At 42.5% G+C, this 24,119-nt stretch carries 11 protein-coding genes; 3 read left to right on the top strand and 8 right to left on the bottom strand.

Annotated elements, in window-relative coordinates:
• Nucleotides 1–36: 36 nt before the first annotated feature.
• From HMPREF1212_RS03440 to HMPREF1212_RS03425, 4 genes are all read right to left on the bottom strand, one after another.
• Nucleotides 37–3,132 (bottom strand): beta-galactosidase, LacZ type, encoded by a 3,096-nt coding sequence (locus tag HMPREF1212_RS03440; RefSeq protein WP_046148446.1) that lies wholly within the window; start codon nt 3,130–3,132, stop codon nt 37–39.
• A gap of 31 nt (nt 3,133–3,163) precedes the next feature.
• Nucleotides 3,164–4,330, bottom strand: a complete 1,167-nt coding sequence (locus HMPREF1212_RS03435; protein ID WP_028726101.1) for a Gfo/Idh/MocA family protein — start codon at nt 4,328–4,330, stop codon at nt 3,164–3,166.
• Nucleotides 4,331–4,707: 377 nt separating this feature from the next.
• Complete coding sequence (locus tag HMPREF1212_RS03430; protein WP_046148445.1) at nt 4,708–6,642, bottom strand: RagB/SusD family nutrient uptake outer membrane protein; 1,935 nt, start codon at nt 6,640–6,642, stop codon at nt 4,708–4,710.
• A gap of 12 nt (nt 6,643–6,654) precedes the next feature.
• Entirely contained in the window at nt 6,655–9,702 is a 3,048-nt protein-coding gene (locus HMPREF1212_RS03425; protein WP_028726099.1) for a SusC/RagA family TonB-linked outer membrane protein, read from the bottom strand.
• A gap of 558 nt (nt 9,703–10,260) precedes the next feature.
• On the opposite strand from HMPREF1212_RS03425, the gene HMPREF1212_RS03420 reads away from it, so the two are divergent.
• Nucleotides 10,261–10,596 (top strand): helix-turn-helix domain-containing protein, encoded by a 336-nt coding sequence (locus tag HMPREF1212_RS03420; RefSeq protein WP_046148444.1) that lies wholly within the window; start codon nt 10,261–10,263, stop codon nt 10,594–10,596.
• A 128-nt stretch (nt 10,597–10,724) separates the two neighbouring features.
• On the opposite strand, the gene HMPREF1212_RS03415 is transcribed toward HMPREF1212_RS03420, so the two are convergent.
• Complete coding sequence (locus HMPREF1212_RS03415) at nt 10,725–12,158, bottom strand: CCA tRNA nucleotidyltransferase (RefSeq protein WP_028726098.1); 1,434 nt, start codon at nt 12,156–12,158, stop codon at nt 10,725–10,727.
• Between the two features lie 79 nt (nt 12,159–12,237).
• Between HMPREF1212_RS03415 and HMPREF1212_RS03410 the strand changes: the two genes are divergently transcribed.
• A complete protein-coding gene (locus tag HMPREF1212_RS03410) occupies nt 12,238–13,080 on the top strand; it encodes a hypothetical protein (protein ID WP_028726097.1) in 843 nt (280 codons plus the stop codon).
• A 65-nt stretch (nt 13,081–13,145) separates the two neighbouring features.
• On the opposite strand, the gene HMPREF1212_RS03405 is transcribed toward HMPREF1212_RS03410, so the two are convergent.
• From HMPREF1212_RS03405 to HMPREF1212_RS03395, 3 genes are all read right to left on the bottom strand, one after another.
• On the bottom strand, nt 13,146–14,711 hold the full coding sequence (locus tag HMPREF1212_RS03405) for a sulfatase family protein (protein ID WP_046148443.1): 1,566 nt from the start codon (nt 14,709–14,711) through the stop codon (nt 13,146–13,148).
• Between the two features lie 110 nt (nt 14,712–14,821).
• Nucleotides 14,822–16,606: a RagB/SusD family nutrient uptake outer membrane protein gene (locus tag HMPREF1212_RS03400; RefSeq protein ID WP_046148442.1), complete on the bottom strand. Its 1,785-nt coding sequence runs from the start codon at nt 16,604–16,606 to the stop codon at nt 14,822–14,824.
• Between the two features lie 20 nt (nt 16,607–16,626).
• A complete protein-coding gene (locus HMPREF1212_RS03395) occupies nt 16,627–19,851 on the bottom strand; it encodes a SusC/RagA family TonB-linked outer membrane protein (RefSeq protein WP_046148441.1) in 3,225 nt (1,074 codons plus the stop codon).
• A gap of 315 nt (nt 19,852–20,166) precedes the next feature.
• On the opposite strand from HMPREF1212_RS03395, the gene HMPREF1212_RS03390 reads away from it, so the two are divergent.
• Entirely contained in the window at nt 20,167–24,117 is a 3,951-nt protein-coding gene (locus HMPREF1212_RS03390; RefSeq protein ID WP_046148440.1) for a hybrid sensor histidine kinase/response regulator transcription factor, read from the top strand.
• Nucleotides 24,118–24,119 lie beyond the last annotated feature (2 nt).

The raw sequence follows: 24,119 nt of genomic DNA, 5'->3' as shown, positions 1-24,119 counted from the left end.
CGTAAACCGATTATGCTTTTTTTAATAATTTTCAGTTTACAGGTTCGACTGGATAGGTGTCATAATAAAAGTGAACTCATAATCGCCGTAAGGCAGACGATATTTTTCCAGAGGAAGTGCTCCCCAGCTGTTCACACAACCTAATCCCATCTGTGCCTTATCGATACACAAATTCGTATAATTGACCTTTTGAACCAGTTCAGAGTGTCTCTGATCTTTCTGCACACCGTCGTCAAGCGACTCGATCGAATAATTCAATGCAGAAGCGGAGAACGGAGCCTCAGCTACGAACATCAAACCATTGCCACCCTTATTGGTTTGTTTCCACCAGCGGATATCGGTCTTTGTTCCGGTTTCCTGCGGACGGATATAAGAGTAGAACTGCTCGTCGACCGTCTGGCAGAACTTACCGAGGTCGGTTACATTATTACGGTCTGAATAGTTTTCCCACGGGCCGCGTCCGTAGTATTTGATCAGTGCCATTTCTTCCGGCATCTGCATCTGCATACCGAAACGGAACATGTCAGATACTTTGGCCGACTTATCGGCAACCATCTTCTGTGATACTTTCACGGCACCTTCGTTGTTGATCGTATAAGTGATATACAATTTAGCGGAAACAGCATCCATTGTATATTCGGCATTTACGACAGCCTGGCCGTTTTCGATCTTATTGGTCAGCGAAGTCAGTTTCAGGCCGGGTTGTTTCCAGGCTGCATATTTGTTTTGCAGGCCGGCACCCATATCGTTATCGGTCGGGGCACGCCAGAAGTTAGGTGTCAGTTTGCCGCCTTCATCCATCATAGCCTGTCCTTTCACATCGTATTTGCAAAGGAAGCCGTCATGTTTGTTGAATTCGATACGGAAGTTCTCACCCAGTACGATCAGATAATTGTAATCGTTTTCCTTTATAGTAGGGATAACCGTTGCGATATTTACTTTTTCAACATTGGCCAACTTCAGTTCCGGAGCTTCGTACGGACGAACTACCAGTTGATTCTTAGCAACTGTATATTCGGCAGGAAGCATTGTTTCCGCTTTCTTCAGCTTGAACGCCACATTCAGCAGGAGTTCTTTGCATTTACAAATACCGTCCGTAGTGTAATCCAGTTTAACAGACTTGGTTTGCTGCGGAGCAACATCCAGATCCTTGATCACACCTGTTTGAAGCACTTCTCCGTTAGCCAGCAATTCCCATTCTGCATAGTAACCGCTCAAATCGCGGAAGAAGTTTTCGTTGTAAACATTCACTACACCATTAGCCAGGTCAGAAGGAGTTACCCAGATAGACTGGTAGATATGGCCAACTTCGTGCATGTGAGGATTCGGTTTACGATCCGGGCTGATCAAACCGTTATCGAGGAAGTTGTTGTCTGTTGCATCATAGCGGTTGAAATCGCCACCATAACCATATATCTCTGTTCCATCTTTCTTCCAACGCAAGGATTGATCCACAAAGTCCCAGATGAAACCACCCTGGTATTTCGGATACTTACGTACAAGATCCCAATATTCCTTAAATCCACCTTGTGAGTTACCCATCGCGTGTGCATACTCGCACTGGATAAGCGGTTTGTCGATATCGCCTTTGCAATATTCCTCACTTCTTTCATACCCCAGATACATCGGGCAATAGATATCTGTGAACTCATTCGTACGGGCTTGTTCATACTGAACCGCACGGCTCTTGTCTTCGTTCTTGATCCAGGTATAACATGCTTCGAAGTTAGGGCCGAAACCGGCTTCGTTACCCAATGACCAGAAGATAATGGACGGATGGTTGAAACCACGCTGTACATTACGCTGGTTACGTTCCAGATGCGCTTTGGCATACAACGGATTCTTAGCCAGTGTTTCTTCACCATATCCCATACCGTGAGATTCCACGTTGGCTTCTGCCACTACATATATACCATATTCGTCACACAGGTCATACCACAAATTAGCATCCGGATAGTGACAGGTACGAACCGCATTGAGGTTGAATTCTTTCATTACTTTGATATCCTGCAACATGCGCTCACGCGATACTACATAACCGCCGTCCGGATCCATTTCATGACGGTCTGCCCCCTTGAACAGTACAGGCTGGCCGTTTACCAGTATCTGACCGCCTTTCAGTTCGATTTTGCGGAAACCGACTTTTACAGGGATCACTTCCAGGTCTTTGCCGCCGTCTTTCAATGTAGCAACCAAGGTATACAGATTAGGTGTTTCAGCCGTCCATTTCAACGGATTGGCAACAGCCATATCGGCAGAAACCTTGCCCGATCCTTTCAGAGTCGTTGTAGCGACCGACTTACCATCCTTATCCAGTAATTTCACATCTACCACACCACTGCCTTTTAGGTTCAGTGCGATATTTAATGTAGCATCCTTATATTGTGCATCCAGATCCGGAGTCACACGGATATCCTGGATCTGTTTCGGATTGCGGGCATACAAGAAACAATCACGTCCTACCCCCGACAAACGCAGGAAGTCCTGGTCTTCAAGATAAGTACCGTCGCACCAGCGGAATACCTGGAATGCGATCAGGTTCTTCCCGGGTTTCAGGTATTTGGTCAGGTTGAATTCAGCTTCCAGTTTGCTGTCTTCACTATATCCTACATATTGTCCGTTCACCCACAGGTACATATTTGAGGTCACAGAACCGAAATGGGCAAAGATCTCTTTTCCTTTCCAGTCTGCCGGAACAATAATTTCTTTACGGTATGAACCGACATGGTTATTTTCTACAGGGATTTCGGGGGGATTGTTCTTAAACTGGTTTCTCCACGGATATCCTACATTTACATAGATAGGATCACCGAAACCATTCAGTTCCCAAACACCGGGGACAGGCATATTCGCCCAACCTTTATCGTTAAAGTTCACCTGATAGAAGTCAGTCGGACGGGCATCCGCATCCTTCACCCAGTTAAACTTCCAGGTTCCGTTCAGGGTCATAAAATTTCCGGACGATTCTTTACATCCTTTCAACGCTGCATCTTCCGTTTCATACGCAAAATAGTTGGTATGCATCGGAGCACGGTTTACCTCATTAACGTTGGGATCCTTCCACTCATTCTTTTGAGCGAATGCTGTCATTCCGATTAAGGAACAACAGCAAGCTAGCATTTTTAATTTCATTTGATATTAGGTTTTCAATGTATGTGCGTAATCAATCGACCCACTTCTGCCATTTCACATTTTCATTGTAGCCGGCTTCCACCATTGTTTCAATGAATTGCATACCTCTTACGCCATCGTATACGGTCGGGAAGTCCAGGCATTCTTCACATGGCTGTTCTCCTTTCTTGATGCTCATTACGGTATGGGCGAAGTTTCTGTATATGTTGGCAAAAGCTTCGATGAAACCTTCGGGATGACCGCCCGGTGTACGGGTATTCATCTTGGCCGTATCGCCTATAAATCCGTTGTTTCCCATCCGGATAACCTCGGTCGGTTTATCAGTCCATTTGGCAAACAGGGTATTAGGTTCCTGCTGTTGCCATTCCAACCCGCCTTTATCTCCATAAATACGGATACGGATATTATTTTCTTCTCCGGCAGCGATCTGTGAAGCTGTAAGTGTACCGACCACGCCGTTTTCATAGCGCATAAAGGCGGCACCGTCATCGTCGATCGGACGTCCGGGAACAAAGGCATTCAGGTCTGCACAGACTTCCTGCACCTTAAGACCTGTTATATATTCACTCAGGTGCCAGGCATGTGTACCGATATCACCGATACAACCGGCTTTCCCCGAACGTTTCGGGTCAGTACGCCATCCGGCATTATTACCACCTTGTAATTCGATGCGGTCGGACAGCCATCCTTGCAGGTATTCCACATATACACGACGCAGTTTACCCAGATCACCTCTGGCGATACGGGCTTTCGCCTCTTTTACAGCAGGATAGGCTGAATAAACATGGGTAAGAGCCAGAACGAGTCCGGTTTCCTCCACTTTCTTCTGCAATTGCTTCGCTTCCTCCAAAGAGAAGGTCATCGGCTTATCCACTACGACATGGAAACCTCTTTCCAAAGCCATCATAGCCGGTTCGAAATGCCAGCGGTTGGGAGTCACGATAGTTACAAAATCCATCCGTTCTCCTTCCGGCAAAGTCATTTCATGCTCGAACATTTCCTGGTAAGTACTGTAAATACGGTCTTCCGGCAAGAAATAAGAGAGTCCGGAACTTTTTGATATTTCAGGGTCTACGCTGAAACATCCACAAACTAATTCAATCTGATTGTCCATAAAGGCCGCACGACGATGGATAGCTCCAATAAAAGCATCGCTGCCACCGCCTACCATGCCCATTCTTAGCTTTCTGTTTTTCATGATAATACTATTTTACAAATTACGAATTGAGAGATTGCCCAAAGTTACAAAATGCTGTAATATGTACAATAAATTTCGTAATATTATTATTATATCGATCAATATACAGCTACAGATCTGCCCCTCTTACCCCCTCAATAATCGCATGCAATCTACCTGATAGAACAAGTACGTTTCACCCGTTATCTCCGACAATACTGCTGATTGACAGCAAGAATGATTACGGTGAAATGTGAATGATACAAGAGTTATTTAAAATGGGTCGGTAGCTATTTTTTATGGCTGCCGACCCATTGGATAACCGATGCCTACCTTTTCCGGAAAAGCCTTAAGCCTTTTTCCGAAAAGCTCTACTCTTTACCTTATAAAAACCAGTACTACTTAAACCCGGGGTTCTGCTCCAAGGCCGGATTACGCAATGTCTCTTCCAGTTTGATTGGAGCAAAATACATTTTGTTATCCCATTTACGCTTCTCTATATAGTTCAGATTGAGGACAGTCCAGGTATAATCATATACCTCTTCATCATGTACATAAGGTAAAGTCGCCGTCTTACCGGGTTTCAGACGACCTACAATAGTAATACCCGTCAACTTCTTGCTACCCGCTTCCGGAGCGATCATCCAGCGGCGTACATCATAATAACGTGATTCCTCGTAAGCCAACTCTACACGACGCTCCCGCCGCAGGAATTCACGTAAGTCGTTTTGGTTGAATGCCTGTCCACGAACCGCCAAAGTGGCTTTTGTGTCCGGGCGACCGATACGACTACGAAGAGCATCCAGATAAGTGACTGCTTCATCCAACTTGTTCAACTCAAGACTTGCTTCAGCCGCAATCAGATACATTTCGGCCAAACGGATATACGGCATCGGATTGGTCTGGAAATTATGTTCGGTCGCAGAGACTGCGCCATCTATTAATTTCTTCTCCAGATAACCTGTATACGTACCATTCCAGTTTTCGATATTCGACATACGGGAATCTACCCCCACCATACCGTTAAAGGACTGCGTTTTGATCGGATTATTCTCATCATCCACAGATTGTATGGCATCGACTTTTGAACCACCGCTACTCAATTCGTAATAACCGAACTGCAGATTACCCAGCGGGGTGGCATCGAACACGGCTCCATCGGCAGCTCTGGGACGTCCCCACTCTGCACCGTCATAACCTATTGTAGCATAGAAGCGCGGTTCACGGTTTGCATACGGATTCACAGTCGTTTCTTCACCGGGTTTCAGCAGTGCATCAGGAAGTTTTCCGTCTTCCACCTCGAATGCCATAACCAAATCATGTGTCGGAGCAGTTCCTGCCCAGTTATGATATCCGTTCGGCCCATGCAGCAAAGCGACACGGTTGCGAACCCAGTTATCGGCATTCTGATCTTTGTTTACATACTGTTTTGCCCAGATTGTTTCCTCATTATTTGTAATAATGATATTGTGGAAGTTGTTTGCTATATCCTTAATAGTAGCTGCATTACAATCGACCAACGAATAAGGGCCGTTATTAATCACCTCTTTAGCGGCATCCAAAGCTTGTTGATACAAAGCCTGACGGTCGCCGGTGTATTGATTACATGCCAATGTATTAACAGAACGATCTGCGAACAACGGACTGGCTACATGCAACAATACACGGGCCTTTAAAGCTTTGGCAGCCCCTTTCGTTGCACGGCCTAAGTTCGCACCCGACTGTTCTTCGGGCAATAAGCTAACAGCCTGCTCGATATCTTTCAGGATAAAATCCATAACATCTGCTACATCAGCACGCGGCAGGCTCAACTCGGAAGCCTCTTCAATAGAATACACCTTATCTACGATAGGCACACCGCCGAAGCCACGAAGCAATTCCGTATAGATATATGCCCGAAGGAAATAGATCTCCCCTTTCAGGACATTCAGGTCTACACCGGTTTTCTCAGGTACATTATCGATATTTTCCAATACCAGATTGGCACGGTAGATACCTTTGTACTGTTTACTCCACTTGAACGGACAGTCATCACGATCATAAGCCCCCAGGTTACTTGGGGAAACTGTTGCTTCATTGATATCACGGCATCCATACACATGTGTAAAGAAAGCATCGTCCGACCATGCAGAAGTATTCACCTCTTGTGCGATGTCGCATACATACGAGTAGACATCATTGACAACCGATTTAGTCAAATCTGCATCTGCCCAAACGGCTGTTTCATCATATTGGTCTTCCGGTGTCAGATCCATGAAGTCAGAACAGGAGCTGAGTGAAAGTGTCAGCCCGGCGACTGCCGAGAGGCAAATATATTTTAGTTTCGTTTTCATAATAATTACGTTTTAAAATGTTGCTTGAACTCCGAAGTTGATAATTTTTCTCAATGGATAACCACCGATACTGCCATCACGCTGTTCCGGGTCGGCATCCTTTACACCATCGATAGTAAACAGGTTACTACCATTTGCATATAAACGCAAATTAGAAAAACCTACTTTCTTCAGTCCTTCAAAACGGAAAGTGTAACCGAGTTCTGCATTTTTCAAACGGAGATAATCTGCATTTCTCAGGAAGTACGTATTATCATTGTTAATCCAGTACTGGTTTTCACGGTCCCAGGCACGCGGTCCTTCCGAATTGGGATTTTCCGGTGTCCAACGTTTTTCATAATCGCTCTTCAGATAGTTGCCGACCAGGCCCGACCAGGTTTCGATGTACACCTGAGCACCCGTTGCACCTTGGAATAACAACATAACATCCCAGCCTTTCCATTTAGCAGTCAGTGTCAACCCGGCAACGAATCGCGGCTCCTGATTCTTTTCCGGACGGACACGGTCAAGACCATCAATCTTGCCATCCCCGTTCATATCTTTAAAGCGGATATCACCCGGAACAGTATTGTCTGAATATAACAATCCCTTTGCCCGTGCCTCATCTACTTCCGCCTGATTGCGGAAAATACCATCCGAGACATAGTACAGTAGGTTACGGCTACCTACCGGCCGGCCAGTTGAAAACTGATACTCCGGTACATTCTGTACTTCATCCCAGAAAGTGATCTGGTTTCTGGCATAAGTCATGTTCAGAGCCACTCCATATTCTACCTGACCGATCTTATCCTGCCAGCTGACCAAAGACTCAAAACCACGGTTTTTCATTTCACCCAGGTTTTCACGAGGCAAGGTGATACCGGTAATTTCCGACAACGACGCATTACGCGAGATCAACATGTTCGTACGTTTATGGTAGAAAATATCCGTTTCCCAACTTAAGCGATTCTGTAAGAATTTAAGATCTAAACCGACATTGTAAGTTGTACCGACTTCCCATGTAATATTCGGATTCGGAGTACGGCTTGGATACAAACGTTTGTTCTCAATACCGCCAAATGTCGTACCGGCATTGTTGAATGCATAAGTCGTCAGATATTGGATGGAATGATCGTAGTTACCATCTGAATCCACAAGGGCGTCATTACCGGTTTGTGAGACAGAACCACGCAACTTAAAATAGTCGATAAAACGGATATTATCTTTCCACCATCCTTCTTCGGAAGCACGCCATGCCAAGGAAACGCCGGGGAAGAAACCGTAACGTTCATCTTTCGGGAAGCGATAGGAACCATCCACACGCCAAACGAACTCAAATAAATAACGTTCCAGATAGTTGTAAGACACACGACCGAAGTAATTCAGACGAGTTTCTTTCCAGGAATAGCCATTCGCCATTTGCCCTTCTTCACCACCGAGGTTCAATTCCGGTTTGCTGTCGGAAATGAAACCCTGGCGGTAAGCCAATGTTTCTTCATATTGTTTCTTTTGACCTTCCATACCGAATGTTACACCAACTGTATGTTGTCCGAATGTGCGGTTGTAGTCGATCAAGCCGTTGAGCATCCAGCCGAGTTGTTCGGTGTGTTTGCGTTCCAGTGTCGGTGCATCGATCCACTGTTTCGAAGCGCTCAACCCTTCACTGCTTTCGTTCACACCATCCCATGAATACAGATAAACCGGTTTCTGCATTTTTCTACGATTCATGAAATGAATATCATAAGAAGCATTACCACGCAAAGTAAGACCTTCGATCCAGGGAACTTTGACGTTGATAGAAAAGTTGTTCTGGATATACTGGTTTTTGTAATGGTCGAAACCTGCAAGATCCGTACTGGTTACTGCCGGATTATCACCACGCTCGATAGCCGGCCCCGGTTCACCTGTCGGCCACCAGGCCGGTTGATCCGGACGGGTACGCCGTGCGCTACCGAAGATATCACCGGCTCCTTTTGCCGGATATTTGGTATCTTCCAAACGGGCCGTTGTTCCAACCTGGAAATCTACATATTGACTGGTCTTGATATCCAGATTCGCACGCAAACTATACTGGTCGTAGCGGTTGGCTGAGTTTTTGTAGAGTCCATCCTCACCGTTGGCACCGAAATTAACATAGTACTTAATTTTGTCCGTACCACCGGATACACCTATATCAGCCCGATACAAAGGAGAAGCGGGTTTAACAATTTCACCGAACCAGTCGGTATCCGGATATTTCCAGGGATCAGCATGTGTGCGGAAGCCTTCGATCTGCTCATCAGAAAAAGAGCCCGGAAGCACTTCGTTCAACATGGTCGCATATTCATAGGAGTTTGTCATTTCCGGCAGGCGGGTTGGCTTCGAGAAACCGGCACTTGCATTAAATGAAACAACCGGCTTACCTTCTTTACCACGCTTGGTCGTAATCAGAACAACACCGTTAGCAGCACGGGCACCATAGATAGCAGCAGCGGCATCCTTCAAAACAGAGATAGATTCAATTTCTGTCGGATTCAAACGGTTCATACCGCCATCACGGTCGGGCACACCATCGATTACTACCAGCGGATCATTACTTCCCAGCGAGTTAGTACCACGTATACGGATTGTTGTTCCTCCGCCACCCGGTTCGTCTGCTGTCTGAAAACCGATAACACCCGGCATACGACCAACCATACCATTCGATAAGTTTGTTGTTGGTGATGCTTTCAGTTCTTCACCGGATACGCTGGCTACAGACCCCGTAACAGTTACTTTCTTCTGTACCCCGTAACCTACTACTACCACCTCTTCCAATTTCTGAGTGTCTTCTTTTAATGTTACATTGATCGATGATTGATTACCGACAGCTATTTCCTGTGTTTGGTATCCGATATAAGAAAAGAGAAGCGTAGCATTGGCCGGTACTTCCAATTGGTATTTACCATCCATATCGGTAATAATACCGATCGTGGTTCCTTTCACAGAGACATTTACACCGATAAGGGATTCACCTGAGGCGTCGATAACAGTACCCCTGATATTTTTCTGTTGTGCAAATGCAGTCGTTGTGAATAGTGCAAAAAGCAATAAGGTTAACATTCTGAATAAATTGCTTTTAGCTAGACATTTTCCTGAATGTACATCTAAAATAGATTCTTTCATTTTTGTTTGTTGTTAAATGAATATAAGGTTAAAAAACACAATGGATATAACTAAATATCCGATCTAAAGCATTGGATTTAAAAATTCATAATCATAGGCAATCAATATTAAAATGAATACTATCGAATTATAAAAAACTTAGATTTTATCATCCCCATAACTTAACAAAGTGCAATCTTTATTACGGAGAGACAATAGGAACGTTTCTTGCAAACTACCTCATCGAAAATAACCGACCCGTTTATACATATACCAGGCAATTAAATCCACAGGCAAACGCAACTCACTATATATCAATATCATATTCAGACATATTTGGTTAACAATTAGACTTAATACCGAAATGTTTCAAAACAGGAACAGACGGTCTATTAAGAGAATTAATAAAATCACAGGGGCAAAGATATTGCATTTCGCTATATTAGCAAACAAATGTGCATTTTTTTATTACGGAGATCGCTTATTTATTCAAACCACAAATGTTAAATTGCTTGTATGAATGATATACTAAGGAATATAGATGCAATTCGCAGGAACAAAGGGTATTCGCAAGAATATTTAGCTAGTCAGATTGGGATAAAACAGGCTGGCTTAAGTCTTATTATGTCGGGAGAACGGGAGTTAAAGTATAATACATTATTGCAAATTGCAAATGCATTACAGGAATCAGTCATAGATATTATTGCATATCCTGAGAAATACGTCCTGAGTAGAGACAATAATATATCGACGGAAACGGTATTACAAATTAAGTTGGATAACGACAAAAAAGAACAAGTATTAAAAATCGTGTTCGGGAATGAAGGGGCTGAATTATTAAGAGGGAAATAGCTCTATTTTTCCGGGATATAAATAAAAGAATCAGAGCCGGCTTCTTGAATAAATGAGCCGGCTCTGAGCATTTACTGATTACATTTTGTAATCTATCATAAATTAGTAGAACAATTAAGCACTAGAAATTAGTTATTAACAGGTTTCAGTCCCATCTTTGCCGCCCGTTCCAGCATAAACTGTTTAGCAGCTTCGTACTCATTGGGAATGAGACCATCCAGGATAGCATTTTTTATCGCCTCCTTGATAATTCCTACCGGTTGAGAAGGCGGAAGACCGAATATCTCCATAATTTCTTCTCCCGAAACCGGCGGCTGGAAATTCCGTACCCGGTCTTTTTCCTCTATTTCTGCCAGCTTCTCACGAACCAACCGAAAGTTATTCAGGAAACGCCGTACTTTCTCAGGATTTTTACTGGTTATATCTGCTTCACAGAGTTTCATCAAATCATCTATATCATCTCCGGCATCGAAAAGAAGGCGACGGATAGCCGAATCGGTCACTTCATCATCGGCCAGGACGATGGGACGCATGTGCAGGGTCACCATCTTCTGGACATATTTCATCTTTTCATTCATCGGCAGCTTCATACGACGGAAAATACCCGGCAACATACGCTCTCCGATAAAGTTATGATTATGGAATGTCCAGCCCAAACGAGGATCAAAACGCTTAGTAGCAGGTTTGCCTATGTCATGAAAAATAGCACTCCAGCGAAGCCATAAATTATCTGTCGTCTTGCTCAAACGATCCAATACCATTAAAGTATGGGCAAAATTATCTTTATGCCCGATACCTTCCTTTGTTTCTGCACCTTTCAAAGCACAGAGTTCCGGAAATATCAAAGGTAACAATCCGCATTTGTCCAGCAGTTCAAAACCGACCGAGGGTTTAGGCGAAAGAACTATTTTATTCAGTTCATCGACAATCCGTTCCTTGGATATGATAGAGATCCTTTCCTTATTACGCTCGATAGCATCAAATGTATCCGGGTGGATAAAAAATCCCAGCTGGGAGGCAAAACGGACGGCACGCATCATTCGTAACGGGTCGTCGCTGAAAGTTATATCCGGATCGAGAGGGGTACGGATAATCAGGTTATCCATATCTTCCAGCCCTCCGAAAGGATCGACCAATTCTCCATAACGCTCTTTATTCAGACAAAGAGCCAGCGCATTGATCGTAAAATCACGACGGTTCTGATCGTCTTCCAGCGTACCATCTTCCACGATCGGTTTCCGACTGTCATGGCTGTAAGATTCTTTCCGGGCACCGACAAATTCGATTTCCAGGTCACCCGATTTCACCTGAGCCGTACCGAAATTCTTGAATACGGACAGATGCGTCCGTTTACCTAACTTGCTGGCTACTGCTTTTGCTAATTCAATACCGCTGCCTACAGCAACTACATCTATATCTTTTGAAGGACGGTATAAAAAAATATCCCTGACGTAACCACCAATCACATAGGCTTCAACTCCTAATTCGTCTGCTGCCTCTGATATTAAATGGAACGGCTTTGCCGATATATGATTTAAAATATCTTCCTGATCTATATACATTCGCTTTATTTATCTCACTCATTGAGACTGCAAAGATAAAAAATATATCTTTGCAGACAGAACGAATAAGCTAAACAACATGAAGAAGTCAGCAATATGTATCGCACTTGCCGCCATCACACTGGCTGCATGCAACCAAACGGAAAAAGAGGCGCAAGCCAGATTGAACAATGCGAGAAGCATGTACGAACGGAACGAATTCTTCGCTGCAAAAAGTGAAATAGACAGTCTCCGGGCTCTTTATCCGAAAGAATACAAGGTATTAAAGGAGGGCCTGGCTTTGATGCGCCAAGTTGAATTAAAAGAAGCAGAACGAACTATTGCTTTTTGTGACAGCTTGCTCCCTATTAAAATAGAAGAGGCGGAAGCACTGAAAAAAGGATTCAATTTTGAGAAAGACAGCGTTTATGAAGAGATCGGCAATTACATCTGGAAGCAACAAACGATAGAACGGAATGTGCAACGTTGTTACATCCGGAGCGGAGTAAACGAAAAAGGCGAGATTTATCTTGCCAGCGTTTTCTATGGGGGTGCGCCGATCAACCATACAGGAATAAAGGTCAGCACACCGGATGGCCAGTTTGCCGAAACTGCATCGATCGCTTATGATGGTGGAGTGAATTACCGCTTCAAAGATTTAGGAAAAACGACCGAAGTAGTGACCTATAAAGGAGAAAAGGGTCTTGATGCGGCCAAATTTATTTCCACAAACGCAAAAGAGCGTATCAAAGCGGAATATACCGGGGGTAAACCTTATACAATATATATTGCAGACGGTGATAAAAAAGCAATTGCCGCCACTTTCGACCTGGCAACCGTTCTTAGCGATCTGGAAAACCTGATTAAAGAAAAAGATAAATCAACAAACAGGATCGCTTATTTGAAGAATAAGTTGGAGAGTAATACGGAAAACAAAGACTGACATAACCCCATAAAAAAGAGACTGCCATTAATTGGCAGTCTCTTTTAGTTTATATCCACTCATTATCAATTCTGCGTCAATCGTATCGGATCATCATATTTTTCCTGCAACCGGAGCAATTCCTGTTTCATGTCTTTTACCACCGGTTCATATTCCTTTTGACCATACACATTATTCATTTCATGAGGATCATTCTGTAGGTCGAACAACTCCCAGCTATCAATATCGTTATAGAAATGGATCAGCTTATAACGATCGGTACGCACACCATAATGTCGTTTTACCATGTGTTCGGCCGGATATTCATAAAAATGATAATACATGGAAGTCCGCCAATCTGCCGGATTTTCCCCTTTCAACAAAGGCAACAGAGATTCCCCCTGCATATCGGCAGGAATTTCCGCACCGGCCAGCTCCAGAAATGTCGGAGCATAATCGATATTCTGAACCATTTGCGGAATATCCCCCCGTTTATCAAAACCTGCGGGCAAACGCATGATCAAAGGTGTATGCATTGATTCTTCGTACATGAATCGTTTGTCAAACCAACCATGTTCACCCATATAGAAACCCTGGTCGGAAGTATATACCACCAACGTATTCTCCAACAGATTCTTTTCTTTCAGATAATCCAGTACGCGACCGACATTGTCATCCAACGATTTAACAGTCTTGGCATAGTCACGCATATACCGTTGGAACTTCCACTCTGCCAGTTCTTTACCCTTTAAATTCTTTGCATAAAAGTCTTTTATAATCGGTTCATAAAATTCATCCCAGGCAGCCTTCTGCCCTGCGTCCATACGTCCATAATACTTTTCATACAAGCTTTTCAAACGACTGTCTTTATCCGGACGCAGCATTTTCAAATCATAAATAAGATCCATATCCTTGATAACGCTCATTTCCTGGGCTGCAGCCGCCAGACGTCCTTTATATGTATCATAATAATTGTCAGGAAGCGGGAATGTTTTATCTTCATACAATCCCAGATTACATGTATCAGCCATCCAGTTACGGTGAATAGCTTTATGGTGGATAAACAAACAGAATGGTTTACTTGTGTCCCGTTGATTCTGCATCCAGTCGATACTCATATCCGTAATAATATTGGTCACATACCCTTTTTTACGGATCGTATCATTATCTGAAGTGATAAAATCAGGATTGTAATAGTCGCCTTGTCCGGGTACGATCTCCCAGAAATCAAATCCGGTCGGCAGACTCTCCAGATGCCATTTACCTATAATCGCCGTCTGATAACCGGCTTTTTGCAACAACTTAGGCATTGTTTGCTGTGAACCGTCAAAAACACAGTTCGTATTATCAGTAAAACCATTTTTATGGCTGAACTTTCCCGTAAACATACAGGCACGACTGGGGCCGCTTAACGAATTCGTAACAAAACTGTTAGTAAACCTTACCCCGTCGTTTGCTATCATATCCAGATTAGGAGTCCGGATAAAACGGGTATCATAACAGCTCATCATTTGCGCAGTATGATCGTCCGTCATGATATAGACTATATTATAAGGCTTTTTTACATCTTCCTTCTCTTTCTTCTGAGAGCAGGAAGCCACAGATAACAAAGCCGCAGTACCTGTTAATGAATAGAATAAAACCGATTTCATATCGTTGACATTTGAAAAATTAATAATTCGAATAAGCAAAGCGGGGCACAGACCAACTGCGCCCCACCTTTATACAATTCCAGGTAAATCGACTAATACCAATGCGTTATTTAATACCCAAAATTGTTATCGGAGAAATCTATAGCCGAGTTTGTATCGATTTCGTTTTTCGGAATAGGCAACAGCAAATTCTTCTTCAGGAAGTCTTCACTTAAATCGCCGTTGTTATAATAACGATCTCTAAAATTATTCACACCTGTTGCAGTATTTGCATTATGCAATAACACCAGTTCATGATTATTATTCAGTTCCAAAGCTTTCTTCAACATCTCCGTACCACGTGAACGAACGATCTGATACATACCCGGTTCACCGGAAAATTCAAATATACGTTCAAAATAGATCTTCTCTTTAATCTGATCTTTCGACAATGAAGAATTCCAACGGGCAGGCTGTTCAGATGGTTGGCTACCCGACTGGCGTGCACGGGACAACACTTCATCTGCCAAATCGATCGCTTTGTTTTTATCACCCAATTCATTATATACGTCAGCCATCATCAACAGCATATCGGCATACCGATATATAAAGATGTTCTTATGACTGTTTTGTGCAGAAACAACCTGATCGATAGGTTTCTTAAAATAAGGCCACCCCTGGTTATCACCTGTATTTTCCAAATATTTCTTAACCAATTCATCCATACCAGCATATTTACCGGAACTCAACTCTTTGGCACTCGGGTTGGCAGGATCAGGCAATTGCTCATAAGGGATTTCAGCAACCAACAATTTTGATTTGCTCCAGCCTTCCGGTGTTTCTTTCGAATCATAAGATACCAACGGATAAGCATACGTCGTATCACGGGCGGAAGGAACCGGTTCTACCTGTGCAGCTACCTGACCATTCGCAGTATAATTTCTCCACTTCGACTGGAAAGTAACTTCCAGACGTGCATCACCCGGATAAGTTCCTCTGAAATAATCATATAAAGCTTTTGAGGCACGTATACGGCTCCAGGATTTACCGGTAGTAGAATTGGTTGGAGCAAAAAGCCAGCTACCACGGTTACGACTTACACCGGATACCGCATAGTTCATCTGAAAGATCGATTCCTTGGAGCCTGTTACATTATTAGCAAACAGATCGCCAAATTTAGGCTGCAAAGCATATATACCTTTATTATATACTTCATCGAAACAAGCTTTAGCTTTTTCCCATGCAGCTTGATCCCCCTGGGCGGCAATAGTATAATACAATTTACCCAAGAATGCTTTTGCCGCCCATTTGGAAGCAAAGCCATCTGTTGCCTTTTCCGGCAGATCATTAAAAGCATCCGTCCAGTCCTTTTCCACCTGTGCCAGTATAGTTGCTTTTTCAACACGTGGCAATGCTACGGCATCCGAAGCGGAAGGAGTTGTTTTGAAAGGAGCGTCTCCCCACGTTGTCACGACATTATAATACGCCAACGCACGCAGGAATTTAGCTTCGGCAAGCATACTTGTTTTCACACTTTCATCCAATGGACTTTCTTCCATATTAGCAATAAAAGCATTTGTTTCGCCAATAACTTTATACATGCCTGTCCATGCCATATTGATCAATGTAGAGGCCGGAATAGCACGAAGGGATGTATAATCATCCTGATCGTTACCATTTGTCTGATACCATCCGAAACCGGAAGCAGAAATCATCAGCTCTTGCCAGGCCTGTCCATACCCATTATCGTTTGCCATATAGCCATAACATCCTTGTAAGGCCATCTGGGCGCTTTCCTTTGTTGCGAAAGCCGTGTTCGTATTGATACTATATTCCGGATCTTCATCCAGCCAGGAATTACAGGCTGAAAAAGAAAGAACACCGGCAAATAATAATATATATTTCAATGTTTTCATTTTATAGCAGATTATTTAAATTAGAATGTGACATTTAAACCGAATACATAAGAGCGGGCACTTGGATACGGGCTCATATCGATACCCGGACGCAAACCGTCGAAAGCGAAGCTGTTTACTTCGGGATCATATCCGCTATAGCTTGTGATAACAAATGCATTCTTTAAAGAAGCAAATACACTAATATTTTCAAAGCCGATCTTATTAGTCCAAAGCTTTGGCAAGATATAATTAAGTGTAATATCCGAGCAACGCAAATAACTTGCATCTTCTACATAACGATCCATAACCACACCGTTCGGGATCAGATAACCAGTGCCGGGATACAGATTTGAATGATTTTCGGCCGTCCATGAATTCAGGAATGCTTCCTGCGTCAGATTTCCTGCATTAGTAGCCGGAGTCATATTATAACGAATATTCGTATTTAAACGATCTGCGCCGTAAACACCATTAAACGAAGCCGACAAAGACAGGCTCTTCCACGAAACGCGTGTTTGGAAGCCATAAGTGAAATCCGGATTCGGATCACCGATAATCGTTTTATCATTTTCATCGATAACGCCATCGCCGTTCATATCCACATATTTAACATCTCCGGCATGAGGTTTTACACTACCTGAGCTAGGATCTTTCGTATAATATTTCGTACTTCCGTCCTGTGCTGTATATTTTACCCCTTTACCATCTGCAATGTCCTCTTCCTGAACGATACCGTCGGTCTTATATCCAAAGAACAAACCGGGAGCTTGATCAACCAGGAAGATGTTGGCTATACCAAAATGGTCGCCAATCGAATTACCCAGATAACCTCTCACCTGTTTCAAGTCGCCGAAATCAGCCGGTTCAAAGCCCAGATCACCAATTGTCGATTTATTAAAACCGATATTCGCTCCAATATTCCAACTCCAATCCTTTGAATGAATAATTTCACCATTCAATGAAATTTCAATACCCTTATTTGATAAAGACCCTTGATTAAGCATCACGCTGCCAAAACCGCTGGAAGCAGGTAATGTTCTGGAGATCAAAAGATCGGTTGTTTTCTTATGATACAAATCAACCGTACCGGTAAGACGTGAATGAAGAAATCCGAAATCGACACCGGCATTCCACGAGGTAGTACGTTCCCACTTCAACCCGTCATTTTGTAATTTATCCACTCCCAAAGCCAGCAGACGATCACCTTTTGCGGTAGCATAATCGATTACACGCGCATAATCGGAAAAAGTAGAATAAGGATCGATACTCTGGTTACCCGTTTGTCCGTATCCGACACGCACTTTCAACTGATCCAGCCATTCCGTATTTTTCAGGAACTCTTCCTGTTCCATTCTCCATGCCACAGAAGCAGAAGGAAAATAAGACCAACGTTTTCCTTCACGGAACTTACTGGAACCATCGGCACGTACAGAGGCCGTTAATAAATACTTTTCGTAGAAGTTGAAGTTTACACGTCCCAGATAAGACAACAACTGGAAGTCTTTTTGTATCGGCTGTTGGTTATCCACCTTTGATGCCAACTGCAGACCTTTTGTACGCAAGGTCTTGATCTCAAAGTCCGTCCCTTTCGTATTCTTTACTACGTTTCCGTAATCATCATACGTAACACCGACTGTTGCACCGAATGTAATATCTTTACCTATATTCGAATTCCAATTCAGCAGATTTTCTACCGAATAGTTATTTTTATCCGTATTGGTCAACGACAATATACCATTATCATTGGCGCCGAGAGTCAACTGCGTACCCCACCAACGTGAACGGTCATTTATATTCATGTTACCCCCCACACGTAAATTATAAGTCAAATGTTCGATGATATTCCAGGACAGATCCAAACCGACTTTAAAAGTCTTATCATTCGTGATATCGTCATAATCATCCCGCCAACTGAATACAGTCGTTTTCAAATCGGGACTTGTCAACATATTCGGGTCATCATCCGGCACCTGATAAGGAGAATAATCCAGAGCCGTACGTGAAATAGAACTGGTAGCACCACCAATCGTGTTACCACCGGCCATCATATTGTTCTGGCGTAAAGATCCGTTCATCGTCAGGTTCAGCTTGACAGTCTTTGAAAGGTCGGCCGTCAGGTTTGTACGCAAATCTCCCTGTTTGAAACCCGTACCGACAGTAATGCCATTCACATCCTTAAAACTGGCAGAGACATAATATTTAATCTTATCTGAACCGCCACTGACAGAAGCCGAATAATTCTGTGAAAAAGCAGATTGGTAAATTTCTTTTTGCCAGTTACGATATTCCAACACACGATAGTTCTTCGGATCATTCGGATTTTCCAGATAAGTGCCTACATTGTCGGCAAACACATATCGTACTTGTCCGTCTATCAGATAAAACTGACGTGATTTTTCATCTTTCTGGGAGTTCTTGTACATTGCGCTCTGCTCCAGGGTCATCATATCGTACAAATTACGGGCATTGGCCACAGTGAAATTGGCTGTTACATTTACTTTCGGTTTACCCATCGAACCTTTTTTAGTAGTAATCAGGATAACACCGTTAGCACCACGCGAACCGTAAATTGCCGTAGCAGAAGCGTCTTTCAATACAGTGATATTCTCAATATCCGCCGGATTCAAAGAAGATAACGGATCTTGTGCAATCTGAAAGTCTCCACTCAATGCAGATGATGCAAAATCACCGGTAGAGGCCTGCGGTACATTATCAATAACATACAACGGCTGATTATCACCACGCAGGGAGTTAGCGCCACGAATTGTTACCGAAGAAGCTGCTCCCGGAGCCGAAACAGAAGATGTTACATTCAAACCGGCAACTTTACCTTGAAGCAAGTTGTCTATTGAAGACGCTTTAGCCGCATCATTTGCGTCGGGACGCAAAGTTGTCAATGCACCTGTTAAATCGCTTTTACGTGCACTACCGTAAGCAACAACCACGATCTCATCCAGATTCTGGGTGTCGTCTTTCAGTTTAACAGTAAGTTTCGTTTGATTGCCGACAGGTATTTCCTGTGTGGCATAGCCGATAAAAGAAAAAATCAATACTGATTTTGCATTCGGAACAGTAATATTAAAATTACCATCCGCATCAGTAACGGTTCCCAACATAGTACCTTTGACCTGTACATTCACTCCAGGTACAGTCTCATTAAAGTCGTCAAGGACTTTACCGCTTATATTCTTTTCTTGTCCCATTGCGGAAAGGGAAGAAAAGAACAGACAGCATACCAGAAAAACTTTCCATAGGTTTTTCATAAAACTAAATTTAAATTGATATTAAAAAATTATTATTCCTTTTTGTTTGTTCTCAAAGTTTCGGAAGCAAATATAGGATACGAAAGAATATTCAAGCGTTCGATAAACTCCACGAATCATCCAAAATCTTCCAACGATCACACAATCAGCAATTAATGGACATTTTTGGAGGCTAAATAGACAAAAATGGACTTCACTATATCGATTTGACTACAACTCTGGAATGTTAACGGCTGAATAAAGTTCTTGTATTTTTGGTTATCTTCACACAAAAAATATACATTTGTTACCAATCTTATTTTTAAAATCAGCCAAATGAAAAAGCCTTTAGCATATTATATAGTAAATATCCTTTTACTTTCATTCATTATTTGCTTACCTGCACAAGCAAGTCATTATTACTTCAAGCAAATCTCATTGAAAGAGGGACTTCCGTCAACTGTAAAAGTAATCTTTACTGATTCTAAAGGGATCGTATGGATCGGAACCAGGGCGGGATTGGCTAAATTCGACGGATACGAACTGCAAAAATACCAGCACGAGCAGAACAATCCACTATCGTTACCGAGCAATACGATCATCAAGATTACAGAAGACAAACAACATACTATATGGATACTGACTGAAAAAGGATTAACCCGCTACAAACAGGATACGGACAATTTCTCTACAATAAAAAATAAAGATGGTAATCATATATTCGCACATTCCGTCTGCCAGGTCGCAGACGGAATGCTATTTGGTTGCCGCAACCAAATATACAAATATAGTTATAAAGACCAGGAGTTAACCTTATTTGCCAGGTTCAACTACCGCGACGGTTTTATGATCTCATCCTTAAGCCTTTGGAACGAGAATACATTATTATGTGCCAATCGCTGGAAAGGTCTTGTTTTACTAGACCTGCATACCGGAGAAACCAGTCCTGCCCCATTCAGTTGCGGAGACGAGATCATGTCTATGTTGATCGATTCAAAAGAAAGAATATGGATATCTCCTTATAATAAGGGAGTTCAATGTTATGATCGCAATGGAAAACTGCTGGCTGCATATTCAAACCAAAACTCAAACCTTAATAACAATGTAATCCTTTGCATGGAAGAAAAAGATTCTAAAATATGGGCCGGAACAGATGGTGGAGGCATCAATATCATAGATCCTGAAAAAAAAGAAATCCGGATTCTGGAACATATATCCGGTGATAATTATTCATTACCCGTCAATTCGGTTCTTAGCCTGTACAGGGATAACAATAATAATATGTGGGCCGGAACCATCCGCGACGGACTGATCAATATCTGCGAAGTGCACATGAAAACTTATACACATTCACTTTTGGGAAACGAAAGAGGATTGAGTGACAACACGGTATTAAGTCTCCACCAGGAAGCATCGGGAAACATCTGGATCGGGACAGACGGCGGAGGCATAAATAGCTTTAACCCGTCTACCAAAAAGTTCAAGCATTACTCCTCAACATGGGGAGACAAAGTCGCCTCCCTAACCGATGGTTTTACGGACGAAGAGCTGCTGATTTCGGTTTTTAACCGGGGAGTATTCCGGTTCAACAAACAAACGGCAGCTTACCGGCAAATCGTGATTATTAACGATAGTATCAACCATCAGCTATGCCATACCGGAATGGCTGTTAACATATACAGAAACACACCCGAAACGATCCTGTTTTTATCCGATCATATACTCACATATACTATATCATCTGGCCACTTCGAGTCGGTGAAAGAAGATTTCGAAGGAGAAATTGCCAGCCTTCTCAACCCGATCTATCATAATTCTTACCTGACCTATCTGAATGATCTTTACAATATCTATGAATTCAATCACAGAACCAACAAACTTACCCGAATTTATAAATGTCCGGAAGAGACCCGGATCAATGCTGTTTCACGCGATCAATACGGGACATTCTGGCTCGGTACGAATTACGGGCTGATCAGCTACAATCCTATTATCCAGCAATCCCAAACAATACAAACCAGCTTGTTCCAAGAGGTTAATTCTGTTATCTGCGACCAACAAAACAAAGTATGGATAGGAGCCGACGGTATGTTATTCGCCCACCTGATAAAAGAAGATAAATTCATTATTTTTGGCGAATCGGACGGTGTCTTGCCCAACGAATACATGTACAAACCCAGATTGATCTCCCAAGATGGTTCTGTCTATATAGGTGGGATCAAAGGTCTATTATGCATAGACAAAGACATACCGCTTGAAACGGATGAAGTCCCTCTATTGACGCTCAAAAATATTATTATCAATGGAGAATCTGCAAATAATGAAATAAAGGGGAATCCACCTGGTATATCCGTGCCCTGGAATAATAAATCAATAACCATCAAAGTACAATCCCTGGAAAAGGATATTTTCAGAAAGAAAGTCTATCGGTACACGATAAAAGGATTAAGCGATCAGAATATAGATTCTTATAAACCAGAATTGGTTATCCGCAGCCTACCGCCGGGCAGCTATACCATTACAGCTTCATGCAGTAAAAAAGATGGGGACTGGACTGCGTCGCAAGAGTTACTTTCTATAACAGTTATGCCTCCCTGGTATAAATCATGGTGGTTTATTTTATGTATACTGATTGTCATAGTATCTGTACTAGCATGGCTTTTCCATTACACGATCAAGAAAAAAGAATATGAACTAAAATGGAGCATGAAAGAGCATGAACAAAAAGTATATGAAGAAAAAGTTCGTTTTCTTATAAACATCAGCCATGAGTTGCGTACTCCTCTGACGTTGATACATGCACCGTTAAAACGGATCCTTCAGGCTTTACCGGAATCAGACCTTAATTTTGTTCCGTTAAAAAGCATCTATAACCAGGCTCAACGAATGAGGAATATTATCAATACAGTCCTTGATGTCCGCAAAATGGAAGTAGGAGAAAGCAAACTGCAAATAAAAAAGCACCCACTAAATAAGTGGTTACATTCTGTATCGGAAAATTTTATCAATGAATGCCTGAACAGAAACATATCCCTTACCTATCAATTGGATGAAAGGATTAACGAAATTCCATTCGATGAACACAAATGTGAGATCATACTGACAAACCTCCTGATCAATGCATTGAAATACAGTCCAGATAATACAGAGATCAATATTTCATCCGAACTATATGAGAATAACGGAAAAGTCAGGATCACTGTTACCGATCAGGGATATGGCTTGAAAAATGTGGACACCAACAAACTGTTTACCCGTTTCTATCAAGGGAATAATGAACAGGGAGGCTCCGGCATCGGATTATCATATTCAAAAATACTGGCTGAACTTCATGGAGGTTGCCTGAAAGCAAAAGACAGGGAAGATGAAAACGGAGCCGTCTTTTTCTTTGAACTCCCAATCGAACAAACTCAAACAAATGAAGAGCAGCCATCAAAACCTTACCTGAACGAATTAATTTCTTCTTATGAAGAAGAGGATAATAAACAATCCGTCGGAAACTTCAGCACTTCAAATCATACGATTCTTCTGGTTGAAGATAACACAGAGCTAATAAACTTCCTGGACGAATCGCTAAATGGTCAGTTCAAGAAAATATATACGGCTACTGATGGAATGGAAGCTCTCCGGATTGCGAAAGAGAAGCAGCCGGATATTGTAGTCAGCGATATAATGATGCCACGAATGAATGGTTTCGACTTGTGCAAATCGATTAAAGATGATTTAGAAATAAGCCACATCCCGGTCATTCTTCTCACTGCCCGTGACGATGAGAACAGCCGTTTGCATGGATATAAAAACGGAGCTGACAGTTATTTGATAAAACCTTTCGATATCGATACATTGCAGGAACGAATACGTAGTTTGCTGGCAAACCGGGAACATATAAAAAACCGGTATCTGAAAGCCGGATTTATACCGCAACCACAGGAAAGCACATTTAGTAATACAGATGAGAAATTCCTTTTAAAACTAAACAAAGTAATTACGGATAATCTGGCAAATCCGTCATTGGATGTACCTTTACTATGTAAAGAAATCGGAATGAGCCGTTCTTCTTTATATGCCAAAATGAGAGCCATCACCAATATGCCGGTCGGAGATTATATTAATAAATTAAGGATGGAGAAAGCCATTAGCTATCTGACAACAACTGATCTGAATATAACAGAGATCACAACAGAAGTAGGTTTTTCTACGGCACGTTATTTCAGTACGGCTTTCAAACAATATACAGGTAGCACTCCTACACAATACAAAGAGAATTTCAAAAACGAAGCAAAATAAAA

It is taken from the genome of Parabacteroides sp. HGS0025, assembly GCF_000969845.1.
Lineage (GTDB): Bacteria > Bacteroidota > Bacteroidia > Bacteroidales > Tannerellaceae > Parabacteroides > Parabacteroides gordonii.
The sequence above is the reverse complement of the archived record's forward strand: the minus strand, read 5'-3'. Positions and strand labels throughout refer to the sequence as shown.